General features: G+C 38.2%; 21 protein-coding genes and 1 pseudogene. 14 read left to right on the top strand and 8 right to left on the bottom strand.

The genetic code is table 11. From position 1 onward, the window contains the following. The first annotated feature begins 13 nt into the window (after positions 1–13). The 3 genes from ACY45D_RS03990 to ACY45D_RS04000 all read left to right on the top strand — a co-directional run bounded on the left by ACY45D_RS03990 (position 14) and on the right by ACY45D_RS04000 (position 3,958). Positions 14–844 carry an enoyl-CoA hydratase/isomerase family protein gene (locus ACY45D_RS03990; RefSeq protein ID WP_463108541.1) on the top strand — a complete coding sequence of 277 codons (831 nt, stop codon included), beginning with the start codon at positions 14–16 and terminating at the stop codon, positions 842–844. Between the two features lie 79 nt (positions 845–923). Continuing rightward, positions 924–2,864 carry an acetyl/propionyl/methylcrotonyl-CoA carboxylase subunit alpha gene (locus ACY45D_RS03995; RefSeq protein ID WP_463108542.1) on the top strand — a complete coding sequence of 647 codons (1,941 nt, stop codon included), beginning with the start codon at positions 924–926 and terminating at the stop codon, positions 2,862–2,864. Positions 2,865–3,292: 428 nt separating this feature from the next. Further along, positions 3,293–3,958, top strand: a complete 666-nt coding sequence (locus ACY45D_RS04000) for an RluA family pseudouridine synthase (RefSeq protein WP_463108543.1) — start codon at positions 3,293–3,295, stop codon at positions 3,956–3,958. Between the two features lie 76 nt (positions 3,959–4,034). Here ACY45D_RS04000 and ACY45D_RS04005 read toward each other — a convergent pair whose 3' ends face one another. Together ACY45D_RS04005 and trhA are read right to left on the bottom strand one after the other, a co-directional pair. Continuing rightward, positions 4,035–5,345 (bottom strand): MFS transporter, encoded by a 1,311-nt coding sequence (locus ACY45D_RS04005; protein ID WP_463108544.1) that lies wholly within the window; start codon positions 5,343–5,345, stop codon positions 4,035–4,037. 137 nt (positions 5,346–5,482) lie between these two features. Continuing rightward, positions 5,483–6,127 carry a PAQR family membrane homeostasis protein TrhA gene (gene trhA / locus ACY45D_RS04010; protein WP_463108545.1) on the bottom strand — a complete coding sequence of 215 codons (645 nt, stop codon included), beginning with the start codon at positions 6,125–6,127 and terminating at the stop codon, positions 5,483–5,485. 100 nt (positions 6,128–6,227) lie between these two features. Between trhA and ACY45D_RS04015 the strand changes: the two genes are divergently transcribed. The 4 genes and pseudogenes from ACY45D_RS04015 to ACY45D_RS04030 all read left to right on the top strand — a co-directional run bounded on the left by ACY45D_RS04015 (position 6,228) and on the right by ACY45D_RS04030 (position 9,155). Beyond that, positions 6,228–7,457: a class I SAM-dependent methyltransferase gene (locus tag ACY45D_RS04015; protein ID WP_463108546.1), complete on the top strand. Its 1,230-nt coding sequence runs from the start codon at positions 6,228–6,230 to the stop codon at positions 7,455–7,457. A gap of 11 nt (positions 7,458–7,468) precedes the next feature. Beyond that, positions 7,469–7,897, top strand: a pseudogene (locus tag ACY45D_RS04020) (GNAT family N-acetyltransferase). A gap of 23 nt (positions 7,898–7,920) precedes the next feature. Next, positions 7,921–8,583, top strand: a complete 663-nt coding sequence (locus ACY45D_RS04025) for an HAD family hydrolase (RefSeq protein ID WP_463108547.1) — start codon at positions 7,921–7,923, stop codon at positions 8,581–8,583. A gap of 206 nt (positions 8,584–8,789) precedes the next feature. Further along, on the top strand, positions 8,790–9,155 hold the full coding sequence (locus tag ACY45D_RS04030; RefSeq protein ID WP_463108548.1) for an SseB family protein: 366 nt from the start codon (positions 8,790–8,792) through the stop codon (positions 9,153–9,155). Between the two features lie 8 nt (positions 9,156–9,163). On the opposite strand, the gene ACY45D_RS04035 is transcribed toward ACY45D_RS04030, so the two are convergent. The 4 genes from ACY45D_RS04035 to ACY45D_RS04050 form a co-directional block, all read right to left on the bottom strand. Further along, on the bottom strand, positions 9,164–10,090 hold the full coding sequence (locus ACY45D_RS04035; RefSeq protein ID WP_463108549.1) for a tRNA dihydrouridine synthase: 927 nt from the start codon (positions 10,088–10,090) through the stop codon (positions 9,164–9,166). A gap of 234 nt (positions 10,091–10,324) precedes the next feature. Beyond that, positions 10,325–11,020 (bottom strand): hypothetical protein, encoded by a 696-nt coding sequence (locus tag ACY45D_RS04040; RefSeq protein WP_463108550.1) that lies wholly within the window; start codon positions 11,018–11,020, stop codon positions 10,325–10,327. Positions 11,021–11,361: 341 nt separating this feature from the next. Continuing rightward, complete coding sequence (locus ACY45D_RS04045; protein WP_463108551.1) at positions 11,362–12,816, bottom strand: aldehyde dehydrogenase family protein; 1,455 nt, start codon at positions 12,814–12,816, stop codon at positions 11,362–11,364. A gap of 420 nt (positions 12,817–13,236) precedes the next feature. Next, positions 13,237–14,046, bottom strand: coding sequence for a cytochrome C assembly family protein (locus ACY45D_RS04050; RefSeq protein WP_463108552.1), 810 nt, complete (start codon positions 14,044–14,046; stop codon positions 13,237–13,239). 144 nt (positions 14,047–14,190) lie between these two features. On the opposite strand from ACY45D_RS04050, the gene ffh reads away from it, so the two are divergent. Both ffh and ACY45D_RS04060 read left to right on the top strand, forming a co-directional pair. Next, positions 14,191–15,597, top strand: coding sequence for a signal recognition particle protein (ffh, locus tag ACY45D_RS04055; protein ID WP_296281169.1), 1,407 nt, complete (start codon positions 14,191–14,193; stop codon positions 15,595–15,597). Between the two features lie 220 nt (positions 15,598–15,817). Then, positions 15,818–16,417, top strand: coding sequence for an alpha/beta hydrolase (locus ACY45D_RS04060; protein ID WP_463108553.1), 600 nt, complete (start codon positions 15,818–15,820; stop codon positions 16,415–16,417). A gap of 49 nt (positions 16,418–16,466) precedes the next feature. Here the strand turns inward: ACY45D_RS04060 and ACY45D_RS04065 are convergent, their stop codons facing one another. Beyond that, entirely contained in the window at positions 16,467–17,201 is a 735-nt protein-coding gene (locus ACY45D_RS04065) for a type III pantothenate kinase (RefSeq protein WP_463108554.1), read from the bottom strand. A 31-nt stretch (positions 17,202–17,232) separates the two neighbouring features. Then, positions 17,233–17,988 (bottom strand): biotin--[acetyl-CoA-carboxylase] ligase, encoded by a 756-nt coding sequence (locus ACY45D_RS04070; RefSeq protein ID WP_463108555.1) that lies wholly within the window; start codon positions 17,986–17,988, stop codon positions 17,233–17,235. A gap of 29 nt (positions 17,989–18,017) precedes the next feature. On the opposite strand from ACY45D_RS04070, the gene ACY45D_RS04075 reads away from it, so the two are divergent. The 5 genes from ACY45D_RS04075 (at position 18,018) to ligA (ending at position 26,304) form a co-directional block, all read left to right on the top strand. Then, the gene (locus ACY45D_RS04075) at positions 18,018–18,821 is read left to right on the top strand and encodes a sulfite exporter TauE/SafE family protein (RefSeq protein WP_463108556.1); all 804 of its coding nucleotides are present in this window, start codon (positions 18,018–18,020) and stop codon (positions 18,819–18,821) included. A 157-nt stretch (positions 18,822–18,978) separates the two neighbouring features. Then, complete coding sequence (locus ACY45D_RS04080) at positions 18,979–19,674, top strand: GntR family transcriptional regulator (RefSeq protein ID WP_463108557.1); 696 nt, start codon at positions 18,979–18,981, stop codon at positions 19,672–19,674. A gap of 27 nt (positions 19,675–19,701) precedes the next feature. Beyond that, positions 19,702–23,154 carry a chromosome segregation protein SMC gene (gene smc, locus ACY45D_RS04085; protein ID WP_463108558.1) on the top strand — a complete coding sequence of 1,151 codons (3,453 nt, stop codon included), beginning with the start codon at positions 19,702–19,704 and terminating at the stop codon, positions 23,152–23,154. 1 nt (position 23,155) lies between these two features. Next, a complete protein-coding gene (locus ACY45D_RS04090) occupies positions 23,156–24,190 on the top strand; it encodes a cell division protein ZipA C-terminal FtsZ-binding domain-containing protein (protein ID WP_463108559.1) in 1,035 nt (344 codons plus the stop codon). An 83-nt stretch (positions 24,191–24,273) separates the two neighbouring features. Continuing rightward, on the top strand, positions 24,274–26,304 hold the full coding sequence (gene ligA, locus ACY45D_RS04095) for an NAD-dependent DNA ligase LigA (protein ID WP_463108560.1): 2,031 nt from the start codon (positions 24,274–24,276) through the stop codon (positions 26,302–26,304). Positions 26,305–26,370 lie beyond the last annotated feature (66 nt).

Here is a 26,370-nt window from a genome sequence, read left to right on the forward strand (position 1 = left end):
GTGGAGTTTGAATATGACACTTTCACAATCACTGACGGTTCAACAATTTGATGACAGTCTTGAACTTGAACAACAAGGTAGCATTTTAACGCTTTGGTTGAATCGACCTGAAAGCCGAAATGCCATGAGTTTGAATATGGTCAAAGCGATTCGGCAGGTATTCAAAAGTATTGAAAATGATATGTCGATTCGTGGGGTGATCCTACGTGGCAAAGGTGGGCATTTTTGTGCAGGTGGTGATATCAAAGACATGGCGCAGTTGCGTGGTGAGGCTTTGAGTGTCGGTACAAATCAACCCTATGTCGATTTTAATCGTCAGTTTGGCTACATGATTGAACAAGTCGATCAAGCACCTCAAACCGTGGTTGCCATTCTTGAAGGTGCTGTATTGGGTGGTGGATTTGGCTTGGCTTGTGTATCGGATATTGCAATAAGTCGGATAGATGCAAAATTTGGTTTACCTGAAACGGGCTTAGGTGTGATTCCTGCACAAATTGCCCCCTTTGTCGTGAAACGTATTGGTTTGACTCAAGCTCGTCGTTTGGCACTATTGGGCAGTCGTTTTGAAGGAGACACTGCACTTAAAATGGGTGTAGTACATGAAGTTGTCGAAAACGATGATGCTTTAAATGCATTGTTGGAAGACACTATTCAGCAGATCAAACGAGCTGCACCGCATGCTTCGCGTGTCACCAAAGCCTTATTACACAGAACTTTAAATGAACCATTAAATAGCCTTTTGGATGATGCAGCACAGCAGTTTGCCAATGCAGTCGGTAGTGAGGAAGGCATAGAAGGGACAACAGCCTTTATCCAGAAACGTTTACCAAGTTGGAATAATTAATCCCCTAAATCCTTCACTGAAAGAAGAAATTTCCCCATAACAAAGGGGGATTTAAGGGAATTTTAAAATAGGGAAAAACATGAAATTCTCAAAAGTTTTAGTTGCAAACCGTGGTGAAATTGCTGTTCGTGTGATGAAAACAGCAAAAGCAATGGGCTACCAAACAGTTGCTGTTTATTCAGATGCAGACCGTCATGCACGTCATGTACAAGTTGCGGACGAGGCGGTTTATATCGGGGCTTCAAAAGTATCGGAGTCCTATTTATCAATTCAGAATATTATTGAAGCATGTAAAAAAACAGGGGCAGACGCTGTCCATCCCGGTTATGGCTTTCTTTCTGAAAATACTGATTTTGCAGCAGCTTGTGCTGAAAATGGTATAACCTTTATAGGCCCACCCGCATCAGCCATCGAGTTAATGGGCAGTAAGCGCTTATCTAAAATTGCCATGATTCAAGCTGGTGTGCCTTGCATACCCGGTTATGAAGGTGAGCAACAAGACATTGATTATTTGGCACAGCAAGCGGATAAAATTGGCTATCCCTTAATGGTGAAAGCTTCCGCAGGTGGCGGTGGACGTGGTATGCGTCTGGTTCATCAAGCTGCTGATATCGTTGAGTCATTAAAAACAGCACGTTCTGAAGCTGAAAATGCATTTGGTTCAGGGGAACTGATTTTAGAAAAAGCGGTGATTGCACCACGTCATGTCGAAATCCAAGTTTTTGGCGATACGCATGGTAATTACGTTTATCTATTTGAGCGTGATTGTTCGATTCAACGCCGTCATCAAAAAGTCGTTGAAGAAGCACCGTGTCCTGTGATGACGGAAAGTCTACGTCAACAGATGGGTGAAGCTGCAGTTGCAGCAGCAAAATCGTGTGCCTATGTCGGAGCAGGAACGGTTGAATTCTTATTAGACCAATCAGGTGAATTTTATTTCTTGGAAATGAATACTCGTTTACAAGTTGAACATCCTGTAACCGAGTTAATTACTGGATTAGATCTAGTTGAATGGCAGTTACGAGTTGCCAATGGTGAAGTATTACCTTTAAAACAATCAGAACTTACTTTAAATGGTCATGCAATAGAAGTGCGGTTGTATGCGGAAGATCCTCGTCAAGACTTTTTGCCACAAACAGGTAAGGTTTTACAATGGAAAGCTGCTGAGTTAGAGCATGTTCGTATAGATCATGGTTTATTAGCACAGGATAAAATTAGTCCTTTTTACGACCCTATGGTGGCGAAAGTGATTGCTTATGGCAAGACTCGTCAGGATGCAATTCGTCTATTGGCTCGTGCTGTGGATGATTGCGTTTTATTGGGACTAAATAGTAATAAGCAATTCTTGGTGAATTTACTCAAGCATCCAATTATCGTTGCAGGGGATACCAATACGGCATTTATTCAAGAGCATTTTCAAACAGATCTGAGTCTGCATAAACAAACCACCAATTTAGAATATCTTGCAGTTGCAGCAGCTTTATTCACCAATGCATCGAATAATAGCAGTTGGAATACAGGTATTGCATTATCATTGCCTTTAAAGCTAAAAATAGATGATCAACACATTCAAATTGCAGCGAAACGTGCTGAGCAAGTTGTTACTGTTGAAGTTTGTGGGCAGGCTCAACAACTCACAATTTTGCAAAATACAGCAGACCAATTGGTTTATGAAATGGATGGAATACGCCGTTCTATTCATTATGCGTTGGATGGTAATCGTCTATATTTGGATGCCATGAATGGTAATCTAAGTATTGAAAATACAACCTATGCAGCACCTGAAACCGCTGATGTTGCAGGTGATGGGAAGATTCGCGCACCGATGGATGGTGCGATTATCAATATTCTTGTCAATGCAGGTGATACGGTGACTAAGGGGCAAACTTTACTGATTCTTGAAGCAATGAAAATTCAGCAACAAATCAAGTCAGATGTAGATGGTGTGGTTGATGAGATCATTGGGCAGGTGGGGCAGCAGGTGAAAAAGCGCCAATTGGTATTGAATATTCAGGCTTGAGTAATATTGAATCAATTTGAATGATCATTTTGTGAAAGTGATTTTTTATATCGATATAGCATGCAAGCTACACTTTGCATTTAAAATTGAAATAGGTTTGCGTAGGCGATGTTTCACTTTTCAGAGATGAAAAGTGACAAAAATCTTCTGTTGGGTGAGGGGTACGTCCTGTACCCCCACACAACGACGACATCCATGTCGTCTCATGATAGAACCACCATCTAGGATTCAATCATATAAAAAGTGAATGAGTTGAAATGATGATCATGAGGCAGTGTGGTATTGAATCCCCATCCTTTGAAGAACACTAGACGTTTATCGAATTGAAGTCCTCATCAAAATAATCCGCTTGTTGTTCTCTTTTGTTCCCTTGACAGCATTTCAGTCAGTTGTTATTTTTCGGCAATTCTTCTCATAGCCCGACTCACATGCCGATAGATGATGGTTTTGTATATCAGCCACCTTTAGAACCCTTAAATATTATTTTTGAAGATGATGATTTTATTGCCATCAATAAACCTGCGGGTTTGCTTTCAGTTCCGGGGCGTTTAGCTGAACACCACGACAGTGCTTATTTTCGTGTATTAGCACTTTATCCTCATGCCAAGATTACCCATCGCTTGGATATGGCGACGTCAGGTATTTTATTATTCGCAAAACATCGTGAAGCTGAAGTCGCTGCGAGTAAAATGTTTCAGGCACGTACGATTAAGAAAAATTATATTGCTTTGGTACAAGGTCAGATTGCGATCAATGGTCAAGTCGATGTTCCATTAATTACGGATTGGGAAAATCGCCCACGACAGATTGTACATTTTGATTTGGGTAAGCCAGCTCAAACTTTATTTGAATGCTTAAGTTATGATGCAATAAAAGATACGAGTAGGGTGTTATTGACACCGATCACAGGGCGATCACATCAGCTTCGGGTACACATGCAATATATTGGGCATCCTATTCTCCGAGATAAGCTTTATCATCCTGAACCGTTTAAAACTGATTTAACACGAATGGCTTTGCATGCGAGTTATTTGTCTTTTATACAACCTTTTAGTAATCAGTTGATTGAAATTTTCAGTGAGCCTGAGTTTTAGATTTTTAAGATTTACAGCATAAAAAGCCTGCAATCTTGCAGGCTTTCGATCATCTACTGTAGGGTGAGGTAGAGGATTAAACTTGGTTATTTACATCAACATTTTTTGTTTCACGTATAGCCAAGAAAGCAAGCAGTGAAAGAATCGATGCAGCTGTTAGGTAGTATCCTACGGCTTGTAGGCCATAAGCTGTTGCAAGTTTAGTTGCAATCAATGGTGCAAATGATGCACCTAAAATGCCAGCCAAATTAAAGGTTAATGCTGAGCCTGTATAACGTACAGATGTTGGGAATATTTCAGATAATACCGTGCCAATTGGCCCATAGGTCATTCCCATTAAGCCCAAACCCAAACACAAGAATAAGAAGACAATGATTGTGCTACCTGATTCAAGCATATTTGCAAAGACTAGACCGAAAAGTGCAGATGCGACACAAACACCTATAGAGGTTGTTCTACGTCCAAATTTTTCAGCCAATATAGCGGAAAGTGGAATAAATGCTGCAAAGCAGAAAGTCGCAACAAGCTGCATTTCAAGGAATTCTGCACGACTATAACCGAGTTTTGTGGTGCCCCAATTGAGCGCAAATACGGTGGTTAGATAGAACACCACGAATGTACATACCGCTGCAATTGTGCCTAAAAACAACATTTTATAGTGTTTTGTCACAACTTCTTTAAAAGGAACATTCACTTCTTTTTGTTTATCTAAAACTTTTTGGAATGCTGGTGTTTCATGGAGTTTTAATCGGATCCATAAACCCACAATCACCAATGCTGCACTTGCTAGGAATGGAATACGCCACCCCCATTGCATAAAGTCTTGCTCAGACATCAATGCACCAAGTGTTAAAAATGAACCTGTTGCTAAAATAAAGCCGATTGGCGCACCCAGTTGAGGGAACATACCATACCAAGCACGTTTACCTTCAGGTGCATTTTCTGTTGCAAGTAAGACTGCACCAGACCATTCACCACCTAGACCTAAACCTTGTCCTAAACGGCAAAGCGCAAGTAATAATGGTGCTGCGATACCAATTTGCGCATAGGTTGGAAGTAAGCCAATACAAACCGTTGAAATCCCCATCGTCAGTAAAGCGGCAACAAGTGTTGCTTTACGTCCGATACGATCCCCCAAATGACCAAAGACCGCTGCACCAATTGGACGGGCAATAAATGCAATCGCAAATGTCGCTAAAGATTGGATAATGGCTGTCGTTGGATCTGTACTTGCAGGGAAGAACAAATGCGGAAAAATAAGTACAGCAGCTGTTGCGTAGATATAAAAATCAAAAAATTCGATGGTTGTTCCGACAAGGCTCGCAAAAAGAACGCGAGTCTTCGAGTTTGTCTGAACTTCAGATGTAGCTGTAGATAATGACGCCATGATGTACCTTACACTTTTAAAAGTAAAACGAATCTCTAAAGCGTAATCTTTTTAAAAAAGGCGTAATTTCTTAAAAAAACAACGAGATCAAACCAAAGTCACTCATTCAGGGTTACTGAAATTCGAGTATCTATGGATTAAATAACGTAAAGATAAATTGCAAGGAAATGTGATCCTGCCCCTATCAAAACAAAAATATGCCAAATTGCATGCGTGTATCTTACTCTTTTTAAGGCATAAAACAATGCACCAATCGTATAAGCTAAACCGCCTATGATTAATAATTTTAATGCTTCAGGCTTTAGAAAGCGTTGCATATCATCCATCACAAGGACAGCAAGCCATCCCATAACCAAATATGCAATGAGCGATATTTTTTCAAAACGATGAATGAATATTAACTTGAATAGTGTTCCAATTGCAGCAATGATCCAAAGAGCAATAAGCAAGTAGTGTGCTTTTGTCGTTGGAATCGCGATTGCTAAAAATGGGGTATAGGTACCAGCGATTAGATAGTAAATAGCGGTATGATCAAGTTTTTTATACCATTGGCGTTTTTTTTCATCGACTGAAAAATGATAAACTGCTGAACTTGCAAATAATAAAATCATGCTTAGGCCGTAAATGGCGAGTCCAAAAAATTGCCAGTCATTAAGATCACTGCCTTTGATCAACATGAAAATTGTTGCAATTGCAGCCAAAATAGCACCAAACGCATGGCTTAATGCATTAATCCGTTCTTCTAATGGTGCGTAAACATGAATCAATTGATTGGTTGACATTGGCTTCAACTTATTAAAAGTACATTTGTATAGTAATGCAGTTTTACCTTTAAAGTAAGACGTTTTAAAATAACCGACTTAATGAATATGAGTTTTGATTATGTCAGCAGTCGTTTCCCTATCTGAGCAGGAACAACAATTTTTCGATAGTGTACAGCAAGCTATTGATAATCAAAACTTAGATCGTCTGATTTTAAGTCAGTACAAGGGTGAATTAGCAGCTTTAGAGAAGCTGACTTTTAGAGTCATTCAATTACAAAATGAAACTGTTTTGAGCTGTTTGTATCATTATAAAACTAAGGATATGACAAAGAATTATCCATTAAGTGAAGCATTATCCATCATTCAGGAACAGGCTTTACACTGTAAACAAGCCAATTTGTTTACCGATGAGGCGGAAATTCAACTCAAGAAAAATAAAAAGAAAGCCATGTTGACGGTCAGTAAAACTAAACCCAATGTCAAAACTCAGAAAAATGAGCAACAGGGACATGATCGAACAAAACATCGTTTTGTAGACCAAGAAAGCTATTTTTTACAAGCGCTTGGTATCACCGATGCAAATGCAAAAATAATTCCAAGCATGGCACGCAAGTGGAAGCAGATTAATAAATTTATTGAAATATTTTCAGGTGCTTTAACGCATATTCATCAACAAGACAAAAATCATGCTTTAAAAGTGGTTGATTTTGGCTCGGGCAAAGGCTATCTCACTTTTGCACTGTATGATTATTTAGTAAAGCATTTGCAAACGCCTGATGTGACTGGGGTAGAACTCAATGAAAATATGGTGAAGTTTTGCCAAGATGTTGCTGTGCGTTCTGAGTTTAGTCAATTGGATTTTTTCCAAGGTGATGTCAGAACTTACCATCCTGATCATTTAGATGTCATGATCGCATTGCATGCTTGTGATGTTGCGACTGATTTTGCGATTCATACAGGCATTCGCCTAAATGCACAAATGATCATGTGCGCGCCGTGTTGTCATAAAGAATTACGCCCACAAATGCGAAGTCCTAAAGTGCTACAACCGATGTTGCAATTTGGTATTCATGCAGGACAACAAGCTGAAATGTTAACAGATACCATTCGTGCTTTACTGTTAAAAGCCTATGGTTATGAAACCAAGGTTTTTGAATTTGTTGCTTTAGAACATACCAGTAAAAATAAAATGATTTTGGCAACAAAACGCAAAGATTTTGAAAGCCCAGATCAGGCTGTTTTGGATCAAATTCAAGCTTTAAAAGACATGTATGGTATTCAAAAACAATCTTTAGAGTTATTGTTAAATAATCAATGGGATCAACAAGATATTGGTTGTAAATGTTAATGGTAAAGCAAATGGCAGATTTTCAAATCCAATCAGGTGATTGGAATACGTTACAACAAGATGCACAATTCATTCGCCGTAGTGTTTTTGTTCAAGAACAAAATATTTCTGAAGATGAAGAATGAGATGAGCAAGATCCAATTTCTCTACACTTTGTCGTTTATGATCAAAATCAAGCGATTGCGACAGCTCGATTATTGGAAGACCATAGTATTGGTCGAGTCGCTGTACTCAAACAATATCGTGGTAAAAGTATCGGTCAGTTATTGATGCAACACATTATTCAAGTGGCTACTGAACAAAAACGTGAATTTTTAAAATTGTCTGCACAAGTTTATGCTACTGGTTTCTATGAAAATTTAGGCTTTGTGGTTGAGGGTGATGAATATTTAGATTGTGGTATTCCACATATTGATATGAGCATGTCATTGAATCGCTAAATAAAACTAAAAGGGAAGTTACGATGCAATCGATTCAAGCGGTGTTATTCGATCTTGATCAAACACTTTTGGATCGAACCGCATCCTTAAAACGTTTTCTAAGTTGGCAGGTGAATGCTCTGCCATTGGTTGCGAATTCTGAAAAACAGTCGTTTATTGAAAGTTTTATTGAACTTGATGCCAATGGTACAGTGTGGAAAGATGTGGTTTATCGCCAACTTATTCAAAAATTTAAAATTTCGAAATTTACCGAGCAGCAATTATTAACCAGTTATATTCAAGATTTTAATCAATTTTGTGTTGCTTTTGCGGGTGTAGATACTGTTCTTCAGCGCTTATTTGAAGCAGGTTATGCACTGGGGTTGATCTCGAATGGTAAAACACCATTTCAGGAAAATAATTTCCAAGCTTTGGGATTAAACCGATATTTTTCGAGTGTGATTATTTCAGACGCGGTTGGACTGCGTAAACCTCAAGCTGAAATTTTTCAGTTGGCATGTCAGCAAATGAATGTACAACCTGAGCAATGTGTGATGGTTGGAGATAATGAAATTGCGGATATTCAAGGTGCAAAGAATCTAGGGATGCAAACGATACTTTTTGATCCTGAACAGAAAATGCTTATTACTCAGGCTGATCATCGAGTGCAGCATTTTGAAGATATTTTAGCTATAATTGAAAAGTAAGATTTTGAATAATAATATTTTAAAATTTGAATTCGAAAAGTCTTTTTTGTTAAACACGGTGTTTAGTTGTGATCATTGATATACATGGTTAATAACAATGGGGCTTAGGAAGTAAACCTATTTAAATTAAAGTATCTATTTAAGTGACACATCTGTAAAGATATAATCTCGCTGTACAAATTTAACAATCAATAGAAGATAATAATATGACTAATTTACAACAACTATTTACTCAAACCCAAGACGACTACACATTGATTCCTGATTTTATAGAGCAGTTGTTAATCTCCGATATTTATTGTTTGGCGACACAAGATCACAGTCAAAAAGTTGAGTTCCGTGTTTTAGAAACCCCAGAAGGTGAGCAAGCAATACCTTTCTTTTTGTCGCTAGACATCATCCAACGTGATATTGCTGAAAATGCGGAATACATCAAGATCAATGCAAAACAGTTTTTTGAAATGACCCAAGGGGCGACATTAGTACTCAATCCAACTTCTGAATTGTCTAAAGAGTTTCAACCAGAAGAAATTAAAGCAATTCTAGAAATAGCTTCAGAGGAATCGAATTAAAGATGATTTTATGCTTTTAATTTTTCAAGCACTTCATCAATTCGTTTAAGACGTTTGACTTCATCCCATAAGGCTTTGGCTTCAGGATAATGCTTTGACATCATGCCTAGCCATTGCTTATAACGTCCAACCATATTCATTTCTTTTTTATAAGTTCCGTTAAGGAAACGAATTTGTAAGCCTAATAATTCATGCCAAGTGATCAGTGCTTGGTCGGTATTTTGTCGAATGCATTGGGTTAAATCAGGTGTAGTCACTGCGCCACGACCAATCATCAAATCTTCACAGCCTGATTCCAATTGGCATTGTTTTGCATCAGCATTGGTCCAAATTTCACCATTGGCGATCACATTAATTTTCAGCTTTTCACGAATCGGTTGTAAGGTGTCCCAAAAAGCAGGAGGCGTATAACCATCTGCTTTGGTACGTGCATGCACGGTCACCCAAGCTGCACCTGCATCTTCAATCGCAAGCGCATTTTCCATGGTGAAGTTTCGATCCATATAACCTAGGCGCATTTTTGCTGAAACTGGAATATGCGTAGGTACTGCATCACGAACAGCCTTAACCAATTCATAAACAACTTCGGGTTCATCTAAAAGCACTGAACCACCACGATGACGGTTGACTGTTTTTGCAGGACAGCCAAAATTCATATCAATTGCAGGCGCACCAAGTTCGACAGCTCGAACAGCGTTGGCGGCGAGCATGTCAGGATTATTTCCCAAAAATTGTACATGAACAGGTGTGCCCGCAGCAGTTTTGCCATCGGTTTGTAATTCAGGGCAATAGTTGTGATAGACATGGTCAGGTAAGACTGAATCGGTCACACGAATAAACTCAGTCACACACCAGTCAAAGCTTCCTACAGACGTGAGTACATCACGCATGATTGGATCGGTTAAGCCTTCCATGGGTGCAAGGATGAGTTTCAATGTGTGTTACCTATTGCAAAAAAACAACTGCGTTATACGTTTTTTTAGTAGATTTGTCTAGAAAAGCCTTTGAAAGGTTGTGAGTGACATAGGCTTGAGTCGTTGGAGTTCATTTAAGAAGCTTTCTGTTATAGCCCCTTTTTTTAAGGGGCTTATATTGGGGTTGAGTATAAATATAAATTTTAGGAGAACTACAAATCATCCAAAAACAAAAGCCTTATTTCATACCTTAAATCAATCTCTAGTTTCAAAATATCCTATCATTTTTCTAAACTGATTATTTTGAATTCTATTTAGGAATTGAGCGACAATGATTGTTATTTCAGCAATATCATCATCTGTGCTTCTTATTACATGATGTGAATCAATTTTGCTTCGCCAATTAGTTATTTGTATAGAGTTTTCATTTCCTGCTGATAATAATGGTAAATTTAAATAAACAATTTCTCCCAAATAGTCCCAAGAGCAATATATTTGACCATTATCTCTGTGTAAAAAGTTTTTAGCACTTGTAAGCGCTAAATATTTTTCTCCATTTTTTTCTACTTTTTTTAAAATGATATAATTAATTTGTTCATTAAAATTTTTAGGATTTTGATGGTCTTGTATTAAGGTGCAATAAGATAAAACAGAAGTTTCTCCTAAAAGAATAGTAGGCTTTAGTTTTTGTTTGCCATAGTCAAAGATTGTTCCTTGAGCATTTTCATAAACACCATTAATAGGTAAATTATAGAAATCATATTTGCCTGATAAACCTTGAAGAATAAACTCCAGTGCTGGATAGACCCCAAGAAATTCACATTCCGCTAACTTATTGTCCGGGTAACTTTGTATATCAGCAAGAACATTATTACTAAAATTTAAAAAGCTAGCCCACAATTCTTTTTCTTCAAAAGCATTTTTATCAATCATGATCGTTTGTGTATTCATTAATTTTTATCCTGAAAATAACTTTGAATTTACATATTTAAATATGCTAAATCAAATAATTATTTTTATTTTTTTGATTTAATATTTACTTAATATAATAAGCGTTATCTGCAAATAAAAAATCGGAATTTTAAACCACTATTTTATGCTGTATAAATTTAAAGCATTATCAATTGTGAATTTTCAAGCTAAAGCGCTTACTGCTCAATTAATTGTGTTAGTACGAGTTATTTTGCCTTTGAACTTATCTGCCTTATCGCTAATTTTGATGCAAAATAAAAAGGATAAATATATGAGTTCAAACTATATTTATCCTAAATAAAATATTTAATTTCAGCGTATTAGCTTGTTTTTGCTAAGCTATTGGATAAGAGCTGTGCTGCTTTAAGTTTTACGAAGTTATAAGGTGGGACAACAAAAGGGCGTTTCAGCTGAATCTGCCCTGCAAGCACAGCACGTTCATGTGAGAAAGCCTTAAAACCGAAAAAGCCATGTGAATTACCAAGACCAGAGTTATTAACACCTCCAAACGGTAAATTGTTTTGCGCATATTGCGTCATACAATCATTCACACAAACACTGCCCGAGCTCGTATTCAACAAAATATGTTCAATTTGCGACTGTTGGCGACTCCATACGTACATTGCTAAAGGCTTGTCACGTTGATTGATATAATGAATGACTTCATCAATATGTTCATAAACCAATACAGGTAAAACAGGTCCAAAAATTTCTTCTTTGAGAATGATGGCGTCCATAGGGAGGTCGCTTAGAATTGTCGGATCAATGAAGCGCTCTGCACGATCACCTGTTCCCCCGATCACTGTTTTAGCACCTTTATCTACAGCATCATTGATCAGGTCTTCAATACGATTAAAGTGTCGCTCTGAAATAATACGTGCCAAGTCTGGGCTGGTTCTACGACTTTCAGGTTGCTCTCCAAAACGTTTGGTAATGATTTCTTTACTTTTTTCGATAAAAGCTGAATAGACATTTTTATGCACAAAACAATAGTCTGGAGCAATACAGGATTGTCCTGCATTGATCAACTTACCCCACCAAATCGTAGAAGCCGCATCTGAAATATTGGCACTTTCATCAATGATCACTGGAGATTTTCCGCCAAGCTCAAGTGTTATAGAGCTTAGGTTTTCAGCTGCAGCACGCATGACGACTTTGCCAATCGTCGGTGAACCTGTAAAAAAGATATGATTAAAAGGTAAAGCCAGTAAAGTTGTTGCAACGTGTTGATCGCCCGTTACAACTGCAACTTCATTCGGATTGAAGACAGCTTCAATCAGATCAATCATGACTTTATTGACTGCAGGTACAAATTCCGACGGTTTAATGATGACGGTATTTCCAGCTGCTACAGCAGAAACAAGCGGGCACAATACGGTATTTAATGGATAGTTCCAAGGCCCTAAAATGAGACAGCGCCCTTTGGGTTGATACTGCACATGACTGGATGAACCTAAAGTAGAAATCGTAGTTGCCACTTTGACTGGTGCCATCCATTCATTTAAATGTTGGATCGCATGGCGAATTTCATCAATCACTGTTAAAAGCTCAGTCAGCTCGACCTCAATATTGGGTTTATGAAAGTCAGATTGAAATGCGTTATAAAATTGTGATCTACGTTTGAGTAATTCATTTTGGAATTTCTTTAATTTTTCAATACGCTGCTGGGCACTGCTTTGTCTTAAAGCAAAAGAAACAGGTAATTGTTGCGCAAATAACTCAGCAATATATTGATCATCAAAGGACTTTGTTTGAAGTGCTTGTAGTTCTTTCATAGAATTTTTCAATTTTAGAGTAATTACTCTAAAATATACTTTAAATGAATTTTTTCAAGTGAAAATTTGCAAAATGATAAAATTGTGTGATTTTATTCAAATTTAAAATCATTGGAAAAACAGAAGTAATTTCTTATAGGATGAAACTGATTTTAAATATTGATCCATTAATTTTATGTTTTTTATGAATGGGATAGAGATTATTCTCTGTGTTGACTTTTAGAAAATCAGAATATAGGTTATTTATTTGGGACGGTGTTTGATGCCTTAAATCATTCTCTAAGGCAATATTCAAAATTCATTCAGACTATTGAATGATTTACATCTTTTGTGATGTATTTACCTGCAATATTTTCCAGATAAAGCAACCTATTGAATAGATTGCTTAAATAGGTTTAAAAGCTAAGCATTGTTTGAATATTAGCGATGTAAAATCATCTCTAATACAAATTTAGAACCAATAAATCCAATTGCCAATAAAAAGAATCCAATCATGGTAAAGCGAATGGCTTTTTGACCACGCCAACCAAATTTATAATGACCGATCAGCAATGCACCATAGACAAACCAAGACACGATACTGAATGCTGTTTTATGAGCCAAGTGTTGTGCAAAGAAGTTATCAATGGTGAAGAAACCAAAACTTAAAGCGACGGTAAGCAGTAAAAAACCTGTAATTAACATATCAAACAACAATGATTCCATGGCTTGATAAGCGGGTAAGAAATTGACCCAAATACGCTTTTTTTGCTTCTTTTTCAGTTCACGATTTTGAAACCAAATCAATACCGCCTGTATGGTTGCCATGAGTAAAACGGCATAGGCTGATAATGATAAAATAATATGAATGTCTAAACCAAAAGAATGCTGCTCCATAAATTGATCGGGTTTACTAAAACAAAAACCTAAAATCAGACCAAATGCAGCGACAGGGATTCCAATCAAATTGAGAGACAATACAGGACGATAAGTACTGTACAGCATACTCAGTAATAACATTAAACCAGAAGTGAACGACATCAAATTAAAGACATCGTAGTTAATCCCTTGTGGTGTAACGACATCGTTATACAGTACACTTGCATGTAAGATCAGTCCTAAACCTGACATGACACCAATAAACCATGGATTTGCAGGACGTTTTGACATTAAGTGCATAAACAGATACCAAAATGAAGAGGTATAGGCAATTAATGCTAAAATCGTATAAACCAAGGGTAGGCTAATCATGTCAAACCTTTTTCAGGATGATGAATATTCATGTTATAAGATATAAATTCCATGTGAACTACAGTATCCTATAGCATCTTGGGCATAAATTTTCTATTTTAAGAAAGATTTTTTTGCTACTAGCTATTTTAAGCGGATTTTGCAATGTTTGATACCTTAACAGAACGACTCACGCAGAGTTTAAGAAATGTTACTGGCTCAGGGCAGCTAACCGAAGACAATATTAAAGATACGTTACGTGAAGTACGTATGGCACTTCTTGAAGCAGATGTTGCCTTACCTGTAACTCGTGAGTTTATTGCGAAAGTTAAGGAAGAGGCATTAGGTCAAGAAGTGATGACACAGCTATCACCTGGTCAGGCTTTTGTGAAAATCGTCTATGACGAACTCACAAAGATGATGGGTGCGGCGAATGAAAGTCTTGATTTGGCTGCAAAACCTCCAGTTGTTGTACTTTTAGCAGGCTTGCAAGGTGCGGGTAAAACCACAACTGCTGCAAAACTTGCTCGCTTTTTAAAAGAGCGTCAAAAGAAAAAAGTAGCCATGGTTTCTGCCGATGTTTACCGTCCAGCAGCGATCAAGCAGCTACAAACAGTTGCAGCAGAAGTTGGTGTTGATTTTATCGAATCTGATGCGTCAGAAGACCCGATCAAAATTGCACAACGTGCGATTGGTCAAGCGAAAATCAACTTCAATGATGTCTTGATTGTCGATACAGCAGGTCGTTTGCATGTCGATGATGACATGATGGACGAAATCAAAGCATTACATGCTGCGATTAATCCGACTGAAACATTATTTGTTGTCGATGCGATGACAGGTCAGGATGCTGCAAATACTGCAAAAGCATTCAATGATGCATTACCGCTGACAGGTGTGATTCTCACCAAAACTGATGGTGATGCACGTGGTGGTGCTGCACTTTCTGTACGTGCAATCACAGGTAAACCAATCAAATTCTTAGGTATGGGCGAAAAGCTTGATGCCTTAGAGCCATTCCATCCTGAGCGTGTTGCACAACGTATTTTGGGTATGGGTGACGTACTTTCTTTAGTCGAAGAAGTTGAACGCAAGATCGACAAAGAAAAAGCCGAAAAAATGGCAAAAAAATTGCAAAAAGGCGGAAGCTTCAACTTTGAAGACATGCTCATGCAATTTGAACAAATGAATAAGATGGGCGGCATGATGGGCTTCTTGGATAAGTTGCCTGGCATGAGCAATTCGGGCATTCAAGATGCAATTGCGCAGGCGAATCCTGAAAAGCAAGTGAAAAAAATGGAAGCGATTATCCAATCGATGACCATTAAAGAACGCCGTAACCCAGACTTGATGAATCCTAGCCGTAAAAAACGTATTGCAGCGGGTTGTGGTATGGATGTTGTGGAAGTGAATAAACTCATCAAACAACATGCGCAAATGGCGAAAATGATGAAGAAGTTTGCGAATCCATCGGGCATGGCGAAAATGATGCGTTCATTGAGCGGTATGCAAAAGCAATTCGGCGGTGGCGGCGGTATGGGACCATTGTTTGGAAACAATGATAAAAAATAATAGATCAGTATGATTTATAAATAAAAAAAGATGCTTCGGCATCTTTTTTTATTATGTAGAAATAATGAATTAAATCATGTTTTATTGTGATTTTATGGGTGTATTGTGTAATAAATGTTAATTAATTTGCAAATATTGCTGATCTAGATTTAATTTAGCTTAATAAGTTCATCAACTGATGAATCTAATTTTTTATATTTATATTGATAAGAAGAAAATAATGAAAGTATACATAATTTATGGAAAGACCTCGTCTTCTCACAACCATTGGTATGCATGGTTAGCAGATAAAATCACTGCATGTGGTGCTGAGTGTATGCATATCGCTTTACCTAATCCTGAAAATCCAGATTATATACAATGCAAACAAACTTTGATAAATCATCAAGTTCAGTGTGATGAAGACAGTATTTTCATTGCACATGAGTTTGGCGTGCTATCAACATTAGATTTGCTTTCGGCACATTTACAACAAGGACAACAAGTTAAAGCGCTTTTTGTTATTTCTGCTTTTAATAAAATGTTAAATGCTAAACCCGAATATCATCAATTTATTCAACAAATTGATATTGTTGATGAAATTATTAGAAGTAATATCGAGCAACGGTTTTTGTTTTTATCAAATAATGATTTGGATATTCCTGCGCCCGTTAGTATTCAACTGGGACATTTATTGAATGCGCAAATGTTTGAGGTCAAACAAGCAGGGCAATTTCGGGCTCAAGATGGGTTTGAAGAGTTTCCACAGTTATGGGAAAAAGTTGAAATTTTATTAAAACCTGCACGGGCAACATTTGTGAGAGCTTCTTCTTTGTTTTAATGATGCCTAGATGAGGCTATTGGTGATGTATTCATTATTTAGCCATTCATCATGATACTTTTTCTTGATCTAAGTAAATTTGTAATCCTTGTAAAAGTAAATCAGGACAAATGATAGGGGCAAACTCTTCAAGAAATTGCGCAAATAAGGGTGCGTCACCGCCTGTGAGCACTAATTTTCGAGGGGATTGTTGCATCACTTGACGGATGGTACTGAGTAATCCAAGTAGAATGCCATGGTGTACAGCATCAATCGTATTGCGACCAGGTGTTAATTCTGAGAATGCGGCATCTGGAATTTTAATGCCTTTGGTTTTTTGAATGAGTGAGTCTCGTTGTAGGTACAAGTTCGGTAGAATATAACCGCCAAGATGTTGTAAACCCTGCGTTAAATCAATCGTGAGCGCTGTACCGCAACTCACTACACACAAATCTTGTTCTGCTTTTGCAACAGCTAAAACTTGTAACCAGCGGTCTATGCCCAATTGTTCGATGTGGTCATAACCACAGCGTAAACCTGCATATTCAGCATGAACTTTGGCAAAACTCACAGGAACATCAAGCATTTTAAGTATTTTGACAATTCGCTCATTGTTGGTTTTATCTTGAACAGATGAAATACCTACTTTATCGAGCCCTAAGCCACGAAAGTGTTGAATTAATCCGAGTAATAGGTCTGAAGGTGATTGTAGATGTAGCTCTGCCGCTTGTTCGACGATCTGATCATCTTGTGTGATCCAATATTTAAGACGAGTGTTTCCAATATCTAACCAAAGTGCTTTCATTGTCTTGCCTAATTTTATTTGTGTTGTTTCTTTATTCCGTCACTAAACGTAAACGTCCTTGATAAACATTTACAAAACCTTGCTGTGTCAATAAATTCACCGAACCATCATCATGGATACCTTTGAAAATGCCTTCAACCGAATCATTGATCTGTTCGAAATGGACATTCTGATCTATAAAGGCCGCATAATGATTAAATCGTGCCGCAAGATTATAACAACCATGGTTAAACCATTGTCCAGCCTGTTGAATGGCTAAATATAACTCACTGATCATTTGAATTCGATTTGGATATTCAACACCAAGCTGAACTACGGAAGTTGCTTGTTGGCTAATTTGTTCTTTTGGAATAGGAAGAAGATTGATTCCAACACCAATAATCGCTTGAGTTGGCGAAATAGGTTCTACCAAAATTCCGCCCCATTTACCTTGAGCACTATACAAATCATTTGGCCATTTGATTTGCAAATTGGCTAAGCTTTTAAAAGTTGGTATTTGTAAGATATTTAAAGCAACTTCAAGTGCTAAACGACCATCTAAGGGTGTTCGTGTCTCAAGCAATGTGCTTAAATAAATATTACCGTTAGGGGATACCCATTCCCTTTGATGCTGACCTCGCCCTTGAGTCTGTGTTTCACTACAGACCAAAACTGTCTTTACTCCGCTAAGCGCAATTTCTCGCACATCATCATTCGTCGATGTGGTTGTCTGTTTCAAAAGCAGCACTTCGGGGAGCTGATTTGCTTGTGTCAGGAGTTGTCTAAGATGACGAGTCTCTAAATCCATGTTGAATCTGAGAAAATGGAGGAACATTTATGGAGTTAATCATATATTTAGGTATTGGTGCAATCGCAGGATTTACTGCAGGCCTATTTGGTGTGGGTGGTGGGTTAATAATTGTACCAATTCTATACGTCGTGTTTACTCAAATGGGTTATGACCCATCTGTCATTATGCATATGGCACTGGGAACTTCATTGGCGACGATTATTGTGACCTCCATTAGTTCAGTGACAGCACATCATAAAAAGGGCGCAGTGCTTTGGAATGTATTTAAAAACTTAGCACCAGGCTTAGTGATTGGTTCTTTCATCGGTGCAGGAATTGCCGACATTTTATCAGGACAACATTTGCAGTTGATCATTGGTGCGTTTGCAATTTGGGTGGCATTTAAAATGTTTAGTGGTGCCAATGTACACGTTGATTCGTCTAAACCATTACCGTCAGCATCTAGGCAAATGCTTGCAGGCGGCGGAATTGGGGTTGCTTCAGCAATCTTTGGCATCGGCGGCGGAAGTTTGACTGTGCCTTATTTAAATAAAAATGGGGTGGTAATGCAGAAAGCGGTCGCGACTTCAGCCGCTTGTGGATTACCGATTGCGGTTGCAGGTGCTTTGGGTTTTATGTTCTTTGGTTCACAAGAACAGACTGAGATTAAAAATGCGGTAGGCTATGTGCATATTTATGCATTTATTGGTATTAGTATCATGAGTTTTATGACTGCCAAAGTCGGTGCAAAGGTGGCACATGCATTATCTCCAGCGATGTTGAAAAAGTGCTTTGCATGCTTATTAACTGTTGTAGGTCTTTATTTTATTTATCAGGGGATTACAAAATAGTATCCGATCAACGGTACTATGTATGAAACTTGAGTTGACTTAAAATGCATAAAAATTGTCGGACAATGTCATAGAATTTAACTTTGAAAATCAGTTAAAAGTGAAAACAATCAGAATTGACATTGTCCAAGAATAATAACGCCGAGATAGGAATTATATGCATTTGGAAGAAGCAGAAAGCCTTTCAGAACAAATTGCCAAGCATATTAGTGAACAGATCATTAGCGGGGAATTGGTTGAAGGGGAAAGAATACAAGAGCTACGTATCGCCAAAGAACTGGATGTCAGTCGAGGCTCGGTGCGTGAAGCACTGTTGCTTTTAGAAAGAACTCATTTAATCGAAATCTTTCCTCGTCGTGGTGCAATCGTTTCTGAAATGTCAGCCCAACAAGTCCGTGCTTTGTTTGATACCAGTGCTTTGTTATTGGGACAAATCGTACAGCGTATGAGTGAAACTTGGCGTAACCATGAGGCTGAAGCGATTCAACAACTTCTCAATCATTTGGTTGAGCAAGTCAAACAAGGCAATACTGAAAAATTTTATGATGGTGTTTTTCAATTCTTATCTGAACAGCAAGCAATGGTCGGCAATCCATACTTGATGAAATTTTATAAAGAATTGTTACCATCACTGCGTAGAAGTTATTTTTTAACCTTAAATACTTCAAGACGTGAGCTTCAAGAAGCTTTAGAATTGTTGAAGTTAGTGATTGATGCAATTTTAATCCGAAAATCACAACAAGCTACTTTATTTATGGAAGATTTTTGTCGACACTTGCGTAACTTAGTGTTGGAATCTCTGACACGGATGAAACAAATCGAACTTGCTTGGGCGCGGAGATCGCGTCGCTAAGTGGCGTTGATAAGTAATTAGGACATTATGCGTTTAAGCAGCTTAAAACTTTCTGGCTTTAAATCTTTTGCCGATAGTACGACATTACAATTCAAAGATAACCGCACAGCGGTAGTGGGCCCGAATGGTTGTGGTAAATCCAATGTGATTGACGCAATCCGTTGGGTGATGGGAGAGTCTAGCGCTCGCCAGTTACGTGGTGGGAGCATGCAAGATGTTATTTTTACAGGAACTGCAAAACGTAAACCTGTGGGAATGGCAAGTGTAGAACTACGTTTTGAAAATACTTATGGCAAATTGGGTGGGGCATACAATGCTTATGCTGAACTCGCAGTACGCCGTCAGGTCAACCGTGATGGTAAGTCTGAATATTTTCTGAATGGAACCAAGTGTCGCCGTCGTGATATTACTGATATTTTTCTTGGGACAGGTTTAGGGCCACGTTCATACGCCATTATTGAACAGGGGATGATTAACCGTTTGGTTGATGCAAAACCTGAAGAAATGCGTGTATTTATTGAAGAAGCCGCAGGTGTATCGCGCTATCAAGCACGTCGTCGTGAGACTTTACAGCATCTCGAACACACCACTCAAAATTTAGACCGTCTTGAAGATATTGCTTCTGAATTAAAATCACAGCTTAAAACCTTAAAACGTCAGTCTGAAACAGCGGTTCAATATAAAACGTTAGAAACAGAAATTCGTACTTTAAAAATTGAAATTCTGTCTTTCCAATGTGAGCGCAGTAGCCGTTTACAAGAGGAATATACGGTTGAAATGGATCAACTCGGGGAACATTTTAAACTCGTTCGTTCAGACATGAGTACATTGGAGCATGATTTAACATCAACCAATGAATTGTTTCAACGTTTGATTCAGCAATCGACGCCTTTGCAAAATGAATGGCAACACGCTGAAAAGAAACTTTCTGAATTGAAAATGACTTTGGAACAGAAGCAAACATTGTTTCAACAAAATTCAGAAGCTTTAGGACAATTAGAACAGCAAAAAATTCAGAATAAAGAGAAAATTCAATTGATGGAATTGCAATTGGAAACATTGCAAGCGCAGTTGGAACAGCAGTCTGAAAATCTACAACGTTCAGAAGCAGATACACAGCAACGTAGTCATGCTTTTAGCGATTTAAAAGCGCAACAACTCCAAGCACAGCAACAGTATGAACAAGTTAAAGTGCAAGTTGAAAAACAGCAACAGCAAAAAGCCCAGATGCAAGCGCAGATTGAACAGCTTGCAAAAAATGTTGCACGAATTGAGCAGCAAAAAGATACCTTAAAGACCCAAGCAACACAGATTCAAAATCAGTTCCAAACTGAAGATTTAACGCAATTGGAGCAGAATAAAGCTTCAACTCAAGAGACGATTGCGCAGTTAGAACAAAAACTGATTGAATCAAAATCTGAACTTGAGCAAGTTCAAGAACAGATGAATCTACAAAAAACTCAGATTTCAAATTTAAAATCTGAGTTACAAGTATTGCAGTCTGAGCAGAAAAACTTAAATCAATTGGTTGCGAAAAGTGCGGTAAAAACAGATCATAATGCGACCCAATTGATGCAAGTGCTCAAACTGAATGAGCAGGGTAAAGTACATGCGCATTTAGTTGAAAAGTTTTTAGCCAAATGGCTTTCTGCTCAGCTTGTCGATGAGCATGCAGACTTCACTGAAAGTATTGCACGTCAGCTTAAAGTTTCTACTTCTTTGGATAAAATTCAATTCAATCAATTGCGATGTTTAGCAGATTGGATTGATTCACCACAATATTCATTGTGGAATCAAGTTGCGATCGCCGAAACGCTGAGCCATGCATTAACTTTACAAAGCCAGTTGAACAATGGACAAAGTATTCTGACACTGGATGGCTATCATCTTGGTCAAGATTGGGTGATTGGTCTGTTCTTTGATGAATCTAGTCAAGCTGCGCAAGGTGCACTCAGTCATCGAATTCGTTTAGAAGAAATTGAACAACAACTTGCTGATTTACAACCTAAAGTGATTGAAGCTGAAGCCTTATTGCCTAACTTTAATCAGCAAATCAGTGATTTACAAAAGCAGATTCAAATTGACCAAGAGGCCTTAAAAAATCAGCAAAAATTGTTACAGCAGTTTGATGTGCAAATTGCCAAACAACAAAGTGCTGCTCAAGCATTTGAAGTCCAAAAAGTTCAATTAAATAGTCAGTTACAACAGCTCGATGAGCAGCTTGAAGAAGATGCGATGCAAAAGGATGATCTTGAAATAGACATGCATTCGGTCATTCTTAAGCTTGAGCAAAATCTACCTGAATTTAAAACATTGCAATATAAGTTGGATGAGTTAAATGAGCAGGTTGAACAACAACAACAACAGTTGCAACTTAAACAGCAAGATTTTGAAACAACACGTCGTTTAGCTGAACAGAATAAACAACAAATTGAATTGCTTGAAAAAGATGTCACCTTTACCAAAGCGCAATATCAACAAATATTGGCGCAAATGGAACAAGCTAAGAAATTTGTAGATCCAATCCAATTGGAATTACCAAGTTTAGAATCACAATATTCTGAGCAAGCGCTGCAAACTGAAAAGTTGCAAAAAACTTGGCAAGAATGGCAAGTTGAATTGAATAATATTCAGTCTAAGCAGCAAAAACTGACCGAAATGCGTCATTTACATCAGCAAAATGATGAGCAATTACGGACTAAGTTAGAAGAAAAACGTTTGGCATGGCAATCAGCAAAATCTGATTTGCAACATTATTCAGATCAACTCAAAGAGATGAATGCGACGATTAAACAAGGTGTGCTGATTGACTTACCTGTACATCAAGAAAAGTTTGAAAAAGCACAACGCCAATTTGAAAAACTGGGTGCTGTGAATTTGGCGGCTTCCGAAGAATATGAAGAAGTGTCTAAACGTTTTGATGAATTAACCCATCAGATGCAGGATTTGGAAAATACGGTTGAGCAGCTTAAAGATGCCATGAAGAGTATTGACCAAGAAACCAAAAAACTCTTTATGGGAACTTTTGATCGGGTTAATAATGAACTAAAAGTCTTATTCCCTAAAGTTTTCGATGGTGGTGAAGCAAGTTTAAGCCTTGAAGATGATTGGCAGTCTGGTGTTAAACTGATGGCTCGCCCACCAGGAAAGAAAAATAGCTCATTGGCGTTATTATCAGGTGGTGAAAAAGCACTGACCGCTTTGGCATTGGTTTTTGCAATCTTCCGTTTAAATCCTGCGCCATTCTGCGTTTTGGATGAAGTTGATGCACCTTTAGATGATGCAAACGTCGGTCGGTTTTGTAATTTGGTAAAAGAGCTTTCTGATCAGGTTCAATTCATTTACATTACACATAATAAAGTTGCAATGACGATGGCAACCGATTTGCTGGGCGTGACGATGCCAGAACCAGGAACATCAAAACTCGTCACTGTGAATTTGGAAGAGGCAAGAGAATACGGTTTAGCCGCGGAGTCGTAGTATGGAAGTCACCACAATTGTTGGGATTGTTGTTGCAGTAATCATCATCTTAGTGGGTTTAAGAATGGTGCTACGAAAACCAAATGATGCTGCACCATCGTTAGAATCTGAATTGCATATCAATGAAGAATGTAATCAGCCTGTAATTCCGCGTCATGTACGTGACCAATTACAAGCTGATCGATTGCCTGAAGACAAAGCACGTGTTGAACCGAGTTTAGATGCGTTGGATTCTGTTGACGTGGCAGAAGAAAAATCGCAACAGCTTTCTGTTCAAGCTGTAGATAAAGAAGAAGTGAAACTTGAGGTTGAGCATTCACCTTCAACCAATCTGGTCAAAGCAGAAGAACAAACTGACTCAGCAGAGACTTCGACTGAGAATATTCAGGATGCAACTATTTTATCAACGAAGATCGATACGCAATCTTCTGAAAATGAGCAGTCCACTGTTGTCGTTGAAGAAACGAAACCAGTTGCTCAAGTTGAAGCGTTTCAGTTAAATGAACATGTAGAAACTGCTGAAATCAAAGAATTTGATGAAGAAAGTAGTATTTTAGATGTCCATTTAAACCAACAGCAACGCCATGATGATGAATGCGTGTTGTCAAATGCTGAAAGCATTATTGCGCTAAATGTTTATCCAAATCCACGTAAAGCTTTATCTGGTGATAAAACGTTAAAAGTGCTTTTAAAATATGGATTACGTTTTGGTGAGCTGATGTGTTTTCACCGTTATGAAAATCCTGAAGAAGAAAGTCCACTTTTATTTTCAGTGTTACGTGTGACTGAAAATGGCCCAGAAGGTTTTGATTTAGAATCATTATCGACTGAACAAGTTCAAGGCTTAGCCTTCTTCCTTGCTTTACCACATCCAAATGTGCAAAAAGGCTTTGATACCATGGTGAGTATTGCAGGCTTAATTGCACGTGAGATTGATGGTACTGTTTATGATGAGAATAATCTTGAATTTACACCACAGTTAAAAGAGCATTGGCGTCATACCGCGATTGATTATCGCTCAGGGCAAGAAGCTTAGTGTTCGATCACGAGTAAAACTGTTTTATAATAGATACAAAATTTTGGGCGGATTTCCGCCCTTTTATTATGGTGAAATGATTTATGGAAAATAATGCTGTCGTGGCACAAATGCGTCAATTGATTCAACTCATTGCAAAGCACAATCATGCCTATTATGTGATGGATCAACCTACGATTGAAGACAGTGAATATGATCAGTTATTTCATCAACTCAAAGCTTTAGAACAGCAATATCCTGATTTAGTACAAGCAGATACGCCAACCCATAAAGTCGGTGGAAAAGCATTATCCAAGTTTGAAACCATTACCCATACCGTCCCAATGCTGTCTTTGGGTAATGTATTCAATCAAGAGGAATTGTTTGCTTTTGCACGACGTATTGAAGAACGCTTACCTAACCAAAAAATTGAATATGATGTTGAGCTTAAATTTGATGGCTTAGCCATTTCGCTTTGGTATGAAAATGGTGAATTGATTCGTGGAGTAACCCGTGGTGATGGCGAAACGGGCGAAGTCATTACCCAAAATGTCAAAACCATTCGTAACTTACCTAAAGTTTTATCTTCAGACAAAATTCAAGTACCACGTTTATTGGAAGTTCGTGGTGAAGTGTTAATGCCGAAAGCAGGTTTTGAAAAACTTAACCTTGAAAATGAAGCCAAAGGAGAAAAGACTTTTGCAAACCCACGTAATGCCGCGGCTGGAAGTCTGCGCCAACTAGATCCAAGTATTGCAGCTTCACGTCCATTAGCATTCTATGCTTACGGCATAGCGCAATGTGAGCCGAATCATGGCATTAACTCTATGTCAGCAAGTTTAGAATGGTTAAGCAATTTTGGTTTTGCTGTCGGTGAGCGTCATTTTATTTGCGACAGCATTCAAGATGTTCAAGAAAAATATGAGCAAATCAATCGCGAACGTCCTGATTTAGCTGTTGAAATTGATGGCATGGTAGTTAAAGTTGATGATCTACAACAACAACAAAAGTTAGGCTTTCTAAGCCGTGAACCTCGTTGGGCAACCGCTTATAAATTCCCAGCAGTTGCAGCATTAACGACTGTAGAAAATATCGATTGGCAAGTTGGACGTACAGGTACTTTAACACCTGTTGCTCGCTTAAATCCTGTCGCTGTAGGTGGTGTAACTGTTTCGAATGTGACTTTACACAATATTGGTGAAATTCACCGTTTAGACGTCCGTATTGGCGATACAGTCAGTGTTTATCGCAGTGGTGACGTGATTCCAAAGGTTGAAAAGGTTTGGTTAGAGTTCCGTCCTACAGATGTTGTTGAAGTGCATCTACCTGAAAACTGCCCAGTATGTTCTTCACCTGTGGTGATGCCAGAAGGTGAAGCATTGGCACGTTGCTCGGGTGGTTTATATTGCTCAGCACAACGTATTGAAGCGATTCGTCACTTTGTTTCTCGTAAAGCTTTGGATATTGAGGGCTTGGGTGATCGTTGGGTAGAATCACTTTTACATTTAGATTTACTCAAAGATGTAGCAGATATTTATCATCTGCATGAACATCGTGAACAGCTATTAACCATTGAAAAAATGGGCGAGAAATCAGTTCAGAACTTATTTGATGCAATTGAAAATAGCAAAAAAACCACTTTAGCTGCCTTTATTTATGCTTTGGGGATTCGTGGCGTAGGTGAGACAACAGCACGTATGCTTGCCAACACCTTCCAAACACTCGATGCAATTCGTCATGCAGATTTAGATGCATTGAAAAAAACTCCAGATGTGGGTGATATTACCGCTGAATGGATCGCCGACTTTTTCCAAGCACCACATAATCTTGAGGTGATTGATCGTTTACTTGCCGCAGGCATTCATTGGGATGCACCGATTGCACCAACCCGTCAGCCATTAAATGGTGAAAGTTGGGTCATTACTGGAACATTGGCAACGATGGGACGTGATGATGCGACGCAGATGCTACAAGCACTTGGTGCACGTGTCAGTGGTAGTGTTTCAAGTAAAACAAAATGTGTGGTTGCAGGAGAGAAGGCTGGTTCTAAGCTTGAAAAAGCTGAGAAATTGGGTGTTCCCGTACTAGATGAGCAGGTATTTTTAGAATTGATGAAGGAATATGGGCAGATGTAAACGATCTCTCTATTCAAAGCATTTAAAAAGCAAAGGTTTGATGCCTTTGCTTTTTATATTGATGAA

It is taken from the genome of Acinetobacter sp. BZX-2 (assembly GCF_055179795.1).